Annotated in this window: 14 protein-coding genes; 10 read left to right on the top strand and 4 right to left on the bottom strand. The window is 46.2% G+C overall.

The features are described 5' to 3' along the window. Positions 1-451: 451 nt before the first annotated feature. Positions 452-1,207: a sucrose-phosphate phosphatase gene (locus V2H45_RS11260; RefSeq protein WP_330483745.1), complete on the bottom strand. Its 756-nt coding sequence runs from the start codon at positions 1,205-1,207 to the stop codon at positions 452-454. 82 nt (positions 1,208-1,289) lie between these two features. On the opposite strand from V2H45_RS11260, the gene V2H45_RS11255 reads away from it, so the two are divergent. The 7 genes from V2H45_RS11255 to V2H45_RS11225 all read left to right on the top strand — a co-directional run bounded on the left by V2H45_RS11255 (position 1,290) and on the right by V2H45_RS11225 (position 7,299). Continuing rightward, on the top strand, positions 1,290-2,213 hold the full coding sequence (locus V2H45_RS11255; RefSeq protein ID WP_330483744.1) for a cation diffusion facilitator family transporter: 924 nt from the start codon (positions 1,290-1,292) through the stop codon (positions 2,211-2,213). 31 nt (positions 2,214-2,244) lie between these two features. Next, positions 2,245-3,714 carry a glycoside hydrolase 100 family protein gene (locus tag V2H45_RS11250; protein ID WP_330483743.1) on the top strand — a complete coding sequence of 490 codons (1,470 nt, stop codon included), beginning with the start codon at positions 2,245-2,247 and terminating at the stop codon, positions 3,712-3,714. Between the two features lie 127 nt (positions 3,715-3,841). Continuing rightward, complete coding sequence (locus V2H45_RS11245) at positions 3,842-4,270, top strand: hypothetical protein (RefSeq protein WP_330483742.1); 429 nt, start codon at positions 3,842-3,844, stop codon at positions 4,268-4,270. Between the two features lie 146 nt (positions 4,271-4,416). Beyond that, positions 4,417-5,040 carry a thioredoxin family protein gene (locus V2H45_RS11240; RefSeq protein WP_330483741.1) on the top strand — a complete coding sequence of 208 codons (624 nt, stop codon included), beginning with the start codon at positions 4,417-4,419 and terminating at the stop codon, positions 5,038-5,040. A gap of 17 nt (positions 5,041-5,057) precedes the next feature. Then, positions 5,058-5,747 (top strand): cytochrome c biogenesis CcdA family protein, encoded by a 690-nt coding sequence (locus V2H45_RS11235; RefSeq protein WP_330483740.1) that lies wholly within the window; start codon positions 5,058-5,060, stop codon positions 5,745-5,747. A 143-nt stretch (positions 5,748-5,890) separates the two neighbouring features. Further along, a complete protein-coding gene (locus V2H45_RS11230; RefSeq protein WP_330483739.1) occupies positions 5,891-6,475 on the top strand; it encodes a cytochrome b/b6 domain-containing protein in 585 nt (194 codons plus the stop codon). A 68-nt stretch (positions 6,476-6,543) separates the two neighbouring features. Beyond that, positions 6,544-7,299: a molybdopterin-dependent oxidoreductase gene (locus V2H45_RS11225; RefSeq protein WP_330483738.1), complete on the top strand. Its 756-nt coding sequence runs from the start codon at positions 6,544-6,546 to the stop codon at positions 7,297-7,299. A gap of 91 nt (positions 7,300-7,390) precedes the next feature. Here V2H45_RS11225 and V2H45_RS11220 read toward each other — a convergent pair whose 3' ends face one another. Both V2H45_RS11220 and V2H45_RS11215 read right to left on the bottom strand, forming a co-directional pair. After that, on the bottom strand, positions 7,391-8,377 hold the full coding sequence (locus tag V2H45_RS11220; protein WP_330483737.1) for an aldo/keto reductase: 987 nt from the start codon (positions 8,375-8,377) through the stop codon (positions 7,391-7,393). A 38-nt stretch (positions 8,378-8,415) separates the two neighbouring features. After that, complete coding sequence (locus V2H45_RS11215; RefSeq protein ID WP_330483736.1) at positions 8,416-9,009, bottom strand: MerR family transcriptional regulator; 594 nt, start codon at positions 9,007-9,009, stop codon at positions 8,416-8,418. 175 nt (positions 9,010-9,184) lie between these two features. On the opposite strand from V2H45_RS11215, the gene V2H45_RS11210 reads away from it, so the two are divergent. Beyond that, entirely contained in the window at positions 9,185-9,838 is a 654-nt protein-coding gene (locus tag V2H45_RS11210) for a DUF2703 domain-containing protein (RefSeq protein WP_330483735.1), read from the top strand. Then, positions 9,822-10,439: an RNA polymerase sigma factor SigZ gene (sigZ, locus tag V2H45_RS11205; RefSeq protein ID WP_330483734.1), complete on the top strand. Its 618-nt coding sequence runs from the start codon at positions 9,822-9,824 to the stop codon at positions 10,437-10,439. The genes V2H45_RS11210 and sigZ overlap by 17 nt, the downstream gene beginning before the upstream one ends. A gap of 41 nt (positions 10,440-10,480) precedes the next feature. Here the strand turns inward: sigZ and V2H45_RS11200 are convergent, their stop codons facing one another. Then, positions 10,481-10,645, bottom strand: coding sequence for a hypothetical protein (locus tag V2H45_RS11200; protein ID WP_330483733.1), 165 nt, complete (start codon positions 10,643-10,645; stop codon positions 10,481-10,483). Positions 10,646-10,709: 64 nt separating this feature from the next. On the opposite strand from V2H45_RS11200, the gene V2H45_RS11195 reads away from it, so the two are divergent. Beyond that, positions 10,710-11,438 (top strand): sirohydrochlorin chelatase, encoded by a 729-nt coding sequence (locus V2H45_RS11195; protein ID WP_330483732.1) that lies wholly within the window; start codon positions 10,710-10,712, stop codon positions 11,436-11,438. Positions 11,439-11,592: the final 154 nt, after the last annotated feature.

Genomic DNA, 11,592 nt, shown 5'->3' with positions numbered 1-11,592 from the left:
TCTCGCCTTCTAACTGTTTTGTTATTATCTATTATTTCCAAACAAGTCTATTGTTAAGTTGGTGCTAATCGAGAAAGTAAATGCAATTCTTTGTTGCTACAGGGATGAATTCAATATGAGAATCGAATTTCTATGCCTCTGAACCCTAACCTAACTGAGAAGTTGCTATTGCGATAGTGCGGGTTACCGCCCTATCTATGGTTTTAAGGTATCCCAATTTTTAATTAATGTCAGTTCGGGATAAGAAAACCTGAAACGCTATACATCCCAAGGATCCCCCCCAACCCCCCTTGAAAAAAGGGGGGAGAACCCACTTGTATGCCCGATAGGGCAGGGGGATCAAACCCCTCGGTTCCAGCAAGTCGGCGCGGCTTACTTTGTTCCGAAATCCTTAACCGAACTCAGGTTCAATTAAATTGCCAATCGATAAAAATCAAATTTCTGTACTTCGCTATACAAAAAGAGGGATCTTAAAATATTCAATCGCTTCTAATATTCCCCAAGCGTAGGCTGATGGCGACAAATACCGATAGGGATGAGAATGAAGTTGCTGCCACGCTAGAAGCTCCTGTTGAGAATTACGAACGATCGCACCCAATGTCATTTGTTCAAACATAGCAATATCATTCCCTGAGTCTCCACATACAAGCGTAGACTCATGGGGGATCTGCAATTTATCTCTTAAATAATTGACGGCTTTCCCCTTTCCACTATCCTTCGGCAAAATATCCAGATCGCGATCGCTACTAAAAATTATCTGGGCTTTAATTCCCGTTTGGTCTAGTCGATTCTTTAATTCCTTAACGATCGCATCATTATTCTCGGAGTCCAATAGGTAACTAAGTTTCCATTGATTTTGTTCGCTTTGAGGTTGCGGTAACAGTTCGGGCATAGACTTAGTAAGAAGCGCGATCTCATCTCGTTCCCAACCCCGTGATATCTGCTCGGCCCATTTCCGATCTAAAGTATTCTCAAAATAAATTTGCGAACCAACACCTGTCACAAGGTAATCTGGTTCTAACAGGGATTGACCCGTTCTTTTTAAAAAATCCTTACAAAGTTCTTGATAGGAAACCAGCGATCGCCCCGTTGCATAGACCAGATAGACTTGCTCGCGAGCAGAAGCTAGTTTCTGGTTTAAGGCGATCGTTGCCCGATCGTCGCCAATTAAAGTATTGTCTAGGTCTGTGGCTAATAGAAATTTCATACCGTTGGTTAAAAGGATGTTTTAAACTGTTTATAGTGAAGCCACATCCATCCTACGTTACCAGTCGAGAACCTCAGAACAAATGACTCATTCCCATAGCCACCATAGTCATCATAATCACCATACCCCAAAGAATTTTAACCGAGCCTTTGGCGTGAGTATTGCACTCAATATCGGATTTGTGATTGTTGAGGCTATCTATGGAATTCTGGCAAATTCTCTAGCATTGATTGCCGATGCAGGACATAATCTGAGTGATGTTCTGGGGTTGCTACTGGCATGGGGAGCGAGTATTCTGGTGCGTCGCTTACCGACCCCACACCGTACATTTGGATGGCGACGCTCTTCGATTTTGGCAGCCCTCCTCAATGCTAGTTTTTTACTGATCGTATCGGGTGGGTTGGCATGGGAGGCAATTCAACGGCTACACGAATCCCCCACTGTGGCTGGAAACACGGTGATTATCGTGGCATTGATAGGAATGGCAATTAATGCGATCAGTGCTTCCATGTTCTTTGTCGGTCGTAAGGGCGATCTGAATATCCGAGGAGCTTTTCTCCACCTTGCCGCCGATGCTCTCGTGTCTCTGGGCGTTGTAATTTCTGGAATTGCGATCGTGTTGACGGGGTTGCATTGGATCGATCCAGTTATGAGCCTACTTGTGATTGCAGTTATTGTTTCTGGCACATGGCATCTCTTTCAGGAATCTAGCAATTTGATCCTCGATGCAGTTCCCGATGCGATCGATCCGCTAGCAGTACGAACTTATTTGGCTCAACTTGCAGGAGTGTCTGAGGTTCACGATTTGCATATCTGGGCGATGAGTACCACTGAAAATTGCCTTACAGCTCACCTGATTGTACCCACAGGGCATCCAGGTGATGAATTTCTCCATAAACTTTGTCACGATCTGCACGATCGCTTTGATATCGACCATGCCACCATCCAAATCGAGTTGGGGGACTCGCATCATACTTGCACGCTGGCTCCAGATCATATCGTTTAAGAATGGTTAATTAGGAATACAACACGACTTCATGAAAGAAAAATCAGTAATTCAATTGGCTCGATCTCTGTTTTATGAGAAGGCGCTAGTTAAAGTAGATGGAGCGTATGTCGGGGCGATCGCTTCAATTCCCAAAGATGCTAATGCCCAAGACTTGAACTATAGCGAGATTTTTATACGGGACAATGTTCCTGTGATGATCTATCTGCTGCTTGATGGCAAGCATGAGATTGTGCGGCACTTCTTAAATACCTGCTTAAAATTGCAAAGTAACCATTTTCAAACGCAGGGAATATTTCCAACCAGTTTTGTCGAAATAGAAGGGAAGTTAGTTGCAGATTACGGACAAAGGGCGATCGGTAGAGTTTGCTCGGTGGATGCCAGTTTGTGGTGGGTGATTCTAGCTTACATTTATGTCAAGCGATCGGGCGATCGCGCTTGGGCAGCGAGTTCGGAAGTACAAATAGGAATCCAGAAATTCCTCAATCTAATTCTGCATCCATCTTTTCGGGACTCTCCCACGCTATTTGTGCCTGATGGAGCATTTATGATCGATCGCGCCTTAGATGTTTGGGGCAATCCATTAGAAATACAGGTGCTTTTGTATGGTGCGCTTTTGAGTGCGGTGGGATTGATTCAAATCGATTTGACTGAAAAAGGCTATGTCACGCCTCAATCGAGAGTTCTTAAGGGGGATCTGGAAAATTCTTTTGAGGCTCAGCAGATTCACCAACGTTCCTATGCGATCGCTTGGTTGACGAGGCTTAGAAACTATATGCTCAAACAATATTGGGTCAATTCCAAAATCATCCAAACCCTGCGTCGTCGTCCTACCGAAGAATATGGCGATCGCGTAGCCAATGAATACAACATTCAAACAGAGATGATTCCCCACTGGCTCCAAGATTGGCTTGGCGATCGGGGTGGATATCTCGTTGGCAACATTCGCACGGGCAGACCTGATTTTCGCTTCTTTACCTTAGGAAATTGCCTTGGTGCAATTTTTGACCTGATTAGTCCTGCCCAACAGCGATCGCTGTTTCATCTCATGCACCAAAATCAAACAGCGCTATTTGCCCAAATGCCTCTCCGCATCTGCCATCCACCCTTAGACAATGATGAATGGCGCAAGAAGACTGGCTACGATCGCAAGAATTTGCCTTGGTGCTATCACAATGGCGGTCATTGGCCATGTCTGTTCTGGTTCTTTGCGATCGCAACCCTAAGGTACAAGCAGCGTTACGGTCTATCCCATGCTGATGGCGAGGAGATTCATCTACTACTTCAAAATAATTACGAACTATTTCTCAAGCGACTCCCTCAACAAAATTGGGCAGAATATTTTGATGGACCCAATGGCGTTTGGATCGGTCAACAAGCGCGACTTTACCAAACTTGGACTATTGTGGGATTTCTCTTAACCCATCACTTCTTAAAAGTAAGTTCTGAAGATGTCAATATTATGAATTTGCCTACGCTCAAGGAATTATCTCTTTTCTGAATATTATGAACACATCATCGTTGCGCTTTGATAATTCATCCAAATTGAAAGGTCGTTCGTACTTAACTTGAGCGAGCTATTTACTGCTTCCTCTCAACTTAACCCTATATTCAGCGAGCAGACGATCATGAACTTGAAAACCCTTGGATTAATTGTTGGTTTGTCGATGACGGTTGGACTCGTATCTTGTTCTACCGCTACTCCGACCGTTAACTCCTCTCCCGCAGTCAGTGCGACTCCCGCCACCTCTACCGCTAAACCCGCTGATGCCATGAAACCAGCCGACACCATGAAGAAAGACGATGCTATGAAACCTGCTGACACCATGAAGAAGGATGGTGACGCAATGAAACCCGCTGACGCCATGAAGAAAGACGATGCCATGAAGGATAAGTCTGGTGATGCCATGAAAAAAGATGGCGACGCGATGAAGCCTGCTGACACCATGAAGAAAGACGATGCTATGAAACCTGCTGACACCATGAAGAAAGATGGTGACGCAATGAAACCAGACGATGCCATGAAAAAAGATGGCGATGCCATGAAGAAACCATAGATACTTCTAGCTCCTTCGTTATAGTCGTGCCCCTTGCATTCTAGGGGCAAATCTTTCCATTCGTTCAATTTGCCCGCAGCATTGGAGGAAGATACCCTCCTGCAAAATTACCCTAGCGATCGCCTGAGCGATCCAGAAATCAGACCATGAATAAAATTTGGCAAAGACGTCGATTTTTAACTTATTTGGGGTTAGGGGCATTAGGCATGAGTAGCGCCGCCTGTGCCGCCCAATTTGGAGCTACGACAGCCCCCATAGAACCTACAAAAGTAACAGGTACGGAACGCGATCGCGCCAAGACTAATGTTGAGGATACCAAAGTGGCAACTTCTTCGGGTGGCATCCCACTACCAGAATTTCAGGGAATCTCTCAATGGCTAAATTCCCAACCCTTGACTGTTAAAGATTTACAAGGCAGCGTTGTGTTGGTGCAGTTCTGGACTTTTTCCTGCATCAATTGCCAGCGTACTCTGCCCTACGTAACCCAATGGCACAAACAATATGCAGCGAAAGGACTGAAGGTTATTGGCGTGCATACCCCTGAGTTTGCCTTTGAGAAAGAAACGAACAATATCAAAGACGCCATGCAGAAGCATGGAATTACCTATCCAGTCCCGATTGACAACGAATTTAAAACTTGGAATGCCTACAGCAACCAGTACTGGCCGCATCTCTTTCTCGCCGATCGCCAAGGAATTATCCGATACGACCACATCGGTGAGGGCGCTTACGATCGCACGGAACAAACGATCCAGCAACTGCTGGGCTAAAAGTGAGAATTTGAATGATGGCACTTTCTCCTCTATCGATCGCTTTAGCCCTGTTAGGTGGACTGCTGACGGCTTTCTCTCCCTGCGTTTTGCCGATTTTGCCGATTGTCGTCGGGCGATCGCTCACAACCCATCGCTATGGCCCTCTCGCTCTGGTGGCTGGCTTGATTGCTGGCTTTGCTGTCGCAGGGAGTCTGCTGGGAGCTGCTAGTAGTTGGATCTCAGGGTTCGCAAATTTCATGCGGATCGTCGCGATCGCGGTTTTACTAATTTTAGGCTTCTTCGCGATTTTCCCAAAATGGAGCTACTTTTTACAAAGTAAATTGCCAAAAATCAAGCTGAGGGAACCCACTCGCATCGGTTTAATCGGCGAATTCTCGTTAGGAACCCAACTGGGGCTGTTATGGACTCCCTGCGCTGGCCCTGTACTAGGCAGCATCTTGATTTTAGCCGCCGCCAAGCACGATATTCTCAGCGCCTTTGTTTTGCTGCTCGTCTATGGCATAGGGGCAGGATTGCCGATGTTGCTGATTGCCTATGCCAGTCGATACTTTGGCAAATCGTTTGTACGATTGCGCGGACATAGCCAACTCTTACAAAAAATCGGTGGTGCGATCGTAGCGCTGACCGCGATCGCCATTCTTTTAGGCTGGGATCTGCAAATTCAGCTTTGGTTAGCCCCTTTCTTTCCTACCGTACCTCTATAATCTGTCTATTAGTAATTGTAGAATTTGTCATGCGATCGCTTTAGGATATCGATCGTTTAGAATTCACCCCACCCTACCCCTCCCCTTGCCAAAGGGAGAGAACTGAGTCTCTTTGTAAGGATTATAAGAACTAAAAGTTTTTTATGAGCAAGAAACCTTCTCCCTCACCTAAACAAGCGATATTTGTCAAAATATTTCATTCGATTAATATCATCGCGCTGATCTTGATGACTGCTAGCGGTCTGCAAATTTACAATGCCAATCCTGTCTTTGGCGGACGAGAGGGATGGCATTTCCCTAAATTTATGTTACTAGGGGGCTGGCTGGGGGCTGGCAGAAACTGGCATTTTGCCGCTATGTGGTTGTTTTCTATGAGCTTGCTGATCTATGGCATCTATATCTTTCTGACACGACGGTGGAAACACCGATTTGCCTCTGACAAGGATATTCAAGCACTTCAGGCAACCAATCCCAAGCGCAAAACCTACGCATGGCATCGTATTGCCTATACCGCAATTATCCCAATTCTCTTAATCGCGATCCTATCGGGTCTGTGCATGTATAAGCCCGTTCAATTCGCTTGGATTTCGGGCTTGTTTGGAAGCTGGCAAAATCTCCGCGTGGCTCATTTCCTAACCATTCCGATCGTCCTGATTTTTACAATCGTTCATATCTTTCTATCCTTTCGGGTGGGTGGTCTCAGAATCATTCGCTCTATGTTTATTTAGCGTGAAGGTCTATCTAGCGCGGACAGATACCAATCCATTCTATCGAGTTATTTATAAAGGTCATAAAAATGCAATTCGATCGCACCATACATCGCCGATTCTCTCGTCGTCAGTTACTGCAATATACTGGTCTCGCTGGTATGGGCTTGGCTTTGGGAGGTTGCAGTCCCTCAGGCAAATTCACTTCAATTTTTTCTCCGCTTCACTCGCAAACCGATAACGTCAGAAATGCCTTTGAGCCGCTCAACCAACGCATAGAGGAATTGCTGTTCAAATCGCAAACCCCTGCACCTGAATATCCTATCAGTGCGATCGAACCCAATGCCCTACTGGTAAACACCTATGACGCTACGCCTCAAATCGATCCAGCTACCTATAAATTGATCGTTGATGGCGAAGTGAGCCATCCTTTGCAGTTGAGCATGCCTGAGTTGCAAGCCATGCCATTCATTGCGATGGTAATTCGCCATATTTGCGTGGAAGGTTGGTCGGCGATCGTGCAATGGGGTGGAGTGCGTTTATACGATCTGGCGAGATTAGTCCAGCCCAAACCCCAAGCGCGTTACGTCTATTTTGAATCTGGCGACAAATATTATGAGAGCTGGGATATCGCCTCTGCATTGCATCCACAAACCCTGCTTGCCTATCAAAAAAACGGTCAAGCCTTATCCGTTGAGAATGGTGCGCCTTTGCGTCTGGCTTCTCCGATCAAATTGGGCTACAAACAGTCGAAATGGGTGACGCGCATTACTTTTACCAACGAATTACCTTCTCGTAAGGGATATTGGGTGGATGAAGGTTATGAATGGTTTGCTGGACTATAACTAGTCCAAAAGCTCCACTGCTCCTGCTATGAAAGCAAAGACGGGCGATCGCTATAACGATGCAACCCGTCAAGTTTTCTAGAAAGGAAGATTAACGATTGAGCGAACTCATGTTTTGGGCGGGATAGCGATCGCCTGCGGCAACACCTTGAGGTGCGACAGCATCGATACGGCTCAGATCTGTGGCAGTCAGCGTTACTGTTGCCGCTCCGATATTTTCTTTCAAATAAGTACGGCGTTTGGTTCCAGGGATGGGAACGATATCCTCACCTTGAGCCAAGAGCCAAGCCAGCGCCAATTGACCTGCGGTAATTCCTTTTTCGATAGCGATCGCTTTTACCTGCTCCACAACTTGTAGATTTTTAACAAAGTTTTCACCTTGAAAGCGAGGCGATCGGCGTCGAAAGTCATCGGGGGCAAAATCATCGGGACTCGCGAACGCACCCGTTAGAAAACCTCTGCCTAAGGGACTATAGGGAACAAAGCCAATGCCCAATTCTCGCAGAGTTGGCAAAATCTCATCCTCTGGATCGCGACTCCAAAGGGAATATTCCGTTTGCAGTGCCGAAATGGGATGGATAGCTTGGGCGCGGCGAATCGTTGTGGGGGCAGCTTCCGACAAGCCGAGATACCTGACCTTCCCCTGTTGGACTAATTCTGCCATAGCGCCAACGGTTTCTTCGATCGGTACGGTGACATCCACGCGATGTTGATAATAGAGGTCGATGACATCAACGCCCAAACGCTGTAACGACGCATCGCAAGCCTGACGAACATATTCGGGTTTGCCGCTAATGCCCAGCCAGCCACCATCAGCGCTGCGAACATTGCCAAATTTGGTGGCTAAGACGACGCGATCGCGTCGGTCGTTAATCGCTTTCCCAACGAGCTGTTCGTTCGTGAAAGGGCCATACATGTCTGCGGTATCGATGAAGTTAACCCCAAGGTCTAGGGCAAGATGAATCGTCGCGATCGCCTCTTGTTCGTCTCCACTGCCATAAAACTCAGACATTCCCATACAGCCAAGACCGAGTTCGGAAACTTCTAGTCCTTGATTACCCAGTTTTCTTAATTTCATGGATTGACTCCTTTTGTTATTTTCGCAAGATTTTAGGGCTAAGACGAACGATGCTTCGTGTCGCCCATCCTAGCATTTGGATTGTTATTCGAGCGTTGCAATTGTTCGATTAGCTTGGATATACTAGCTGGATCGAGATGTTCGATTAATTTTTGTGCGGCAATTTCTGGATCTAAGGGCAGGTGAATTGAACCCTCGCTCGTTCCTCCTCGAACCATTGCGATATAGGTCGGAAGTTGATAGGATTCTGCTTCGCTAGTAATCTTCTTTTCCTCTAGTTCCTTGTAGTAGGCAATTTTCTTGCGAATTACTTCAAGGCTGTGATTGAGTTCTTGCTGGCTAGCAGTCACCGCATCGTAATGCTCTTCCAATAGCGATCGTCTTTGATGTGCCGAAGATATTCCCTGTCTGCGTAGTTCCGCGAACTGCTGCATCTGGCGGATAGGCATTTTAGTTGCGCGAAGCTTGGTCAGAAATCTGACACAGTCCAGATCGTAATTTGTAAATTTACGATACCCACTACAATCCCGCGCGATCGGATCGAGTAGATTTATACGTTCGTAGTATCGCAATGTATGCGTACTCACGCCTGTCTGCTCTGCGGCTTCTTGAATCGTAAATGTCCTTTCCATAAAACCAACTCTAAACCTTAGAGTGCACTCTAAGTCAAGGGCGATCGCCCACAATTTAGCTTGCGTCCTTTTTTGGAGATCTCCGTCTTATGTGTAAGTACATTGTTAAGCGGCATCGTTAGGGTGCATCGCTGACGACATCACTTACGCCACCATCAAACTGGAGAAATCAGTCATGAATATTAGTCCTGTTATGAATCATCCCCCTCGAACCCTTGACTTGGAATTACTGGCTTTAGACCTGAGTACCTGCACCCCCTGTGTAGGTACTTTGGCAAATATTCAGCAGGCGATCGCGCTCCTGCAAGATCTCCTTAAGACGATGGGTATGACCATCTCTGTACGTCCTATCGTGATTGAATCTGAGTCACAAGCTCGGCAACTCCAGTTTGCAACTTCTCCAACTATCCGAATCAATGGGGCAGATATTGCCCTCGAAACGTTGGAGCGCCAATGTGATTCCTGCACAGACCTATGTGGATGCGAGGGCATAAACTGCCGAGTGTGGCGCTATCAAGGCGAGGAATATACCGAAGCCCCCGTAGGTATGATTGTAGATGCTATCTTAGGGACAATTTACAACCATCAACAACCCGCTATTGTGTTACCAAACACCTATGCCGATGTGCCCAATAATCTGAAGCAGTTTTTCAATTCTAAAGCCGAACAATCTTCAGCTTGTTGCTCGGTGAATGAGCAAGCTACTTGCTGTGACGCGGACAAAAAAACGGAATGCTGTGGAACCCAAGTGGCAACGCCAGCAACCTGCGGCTGCCAGTCGTTAAGAACTTTGAATGTAGAGAGTGCTAAACATGGCAAACGAGGTTAATTATCTCTGGCAGACATTTCACCATCGATTGCGTGGATTTATTTTGCAACGCGTTCAAAATCCCAGTGATGCCGATGATATCCTGCAAGAAGTTTTTCTCCGCATTTATCTGCGTCTCTCTACGCTTAGGGACAGCGATCGTATTGTTTCTTGGATGTTCCAGATTACGCGCAATGTCGTTATAGATTACTATCGATCGCCAGTACGACAGCGAGAAATGAATGCAGGAGATAGGGTAGATCTGGATCTGAATGGGCTAAATCCTCAAATCGAGGAATTCCTTTTGGAATGCGAGCCGCCTAACTTTAATCGAGAATTTTCTGCTTGTCTTAAACCTATGCTTCAAGAACTACCCGAATCTTACCGAGAAGCGCTCGATCTAGTCGAAATTCATGGGCAATCGCAAAGAGTTGCTGCCAAAAATCTAGGTCTCTCCCTATCGGGAGCAAAATCACGCGTTCAACGCGGTCGGCAAAAGTTGAAAGCCCTGCTCTTGGAATGTTGCCAAGTCCAATTAGATGCTAGGGGTAATGTCCTAGCTTACAAGATGCAAGAAACCAAGTGCGGTTCAGAAAAGATACTAAAAACTTCGTGCTGTTAGCCTCAGTATCCGAAAGCACTCACTACGTGGTCTAAGAATCGCTATCTTCGAGGAAGGCAAAAGGTAGTGACTTCTTTCCTAATGCCCAACATTGTCATCCGTCCACGCATCGCTAACCTTGCAGCGATCGTGATGCTCACTTGATAGATTGCTGTGTCAGTCATGTAGTTGGACAGACAATACAGCAGTGGTAGGATGTCAAACATGTAAACCCATGGACGCTGAGCGCAAAGGCTTTTTCTTCAGCCTGCCCACCACGAATATTTTTATATGAGAACCTCCAATGTTGCTTACTATTTGGTTACGCATGGTAGTCGCGATCCGCGATCCTGGAGCGTATTACAAGAGATTGCCAACTTAGCCCAGAAACAGGAACCATCGATATTTATCGGTTGGGGCTGCTTGGAGGGATTACCTCTAAGCTTGGCGCAACAGCTACAAAAATTTGGGCAGGAGGCACAAGCGCGAGAATGTAATCGAATTATAATCGAACCCCTATTCTTAATCCCAGGCGTTCATGTGAATCAGGACATTCCTAAAGAGGTCGCGATCGCGCAGCAGCACTTTGCCACCCTCCAGTTTCAGATTGCACCCTATCTTGGCGAGTCTCCGCAAATTCCCCAATTGATTCAAACCCATTTTGAGCGGAATATTCCACTTGCCCAAAAACATAAGACAGCGAGAATTTTGATCGCCCATGGTAGTCGGCGCGAAGGTGCAAATCTACCTATCGAAAAATTAGCGCAACAGGCGGGGGCAATCGCTGCCTATTGGTCAGTACCACCCAGCCTCGAAACCCAGATTGAGGTATCTATTGCGCAGGGAGCAGAGAAAATTGCCGTAATGCCCTATTTTTTAGCCCCAGGTGGAATTACTGAAGCGATCGCTGCAAAAATCCTCGATTCCCCCTATCAAGCGCAGATTCACTTTATGTCTGTCCCCTTATCTTTAGTACAAATTGCCGATCTAGCAATTTCCGATGGGCTTAGTTTGGGCTGAAATCACGATATTACTGGGGCTGATATAAATATATTAAAGTGATAATTTTTAGCAATTATAATAGTCCCATTATAATTTCAGCTTAAATTTTGGTAGGCTTGATCCTAAGCATGGTCAAGTAATCTAAAATCAAGCAAACAGGATGAACTCAAAG

Origin of the sequence: Tumidithrix elongata BACA0141, assembly GCF_036349135.1 — a bacterium.
Classification (GTDB): Bacteria; Cyanobacteriota; Cyanobacteriia; order Pseudanabaenales; family Pseudanabaenaceae; genus Tumidithrix; species Tumidithrix elongata.
This window is presented reverse-complemented; position numbering and strand designations above follow the sequence as displayed.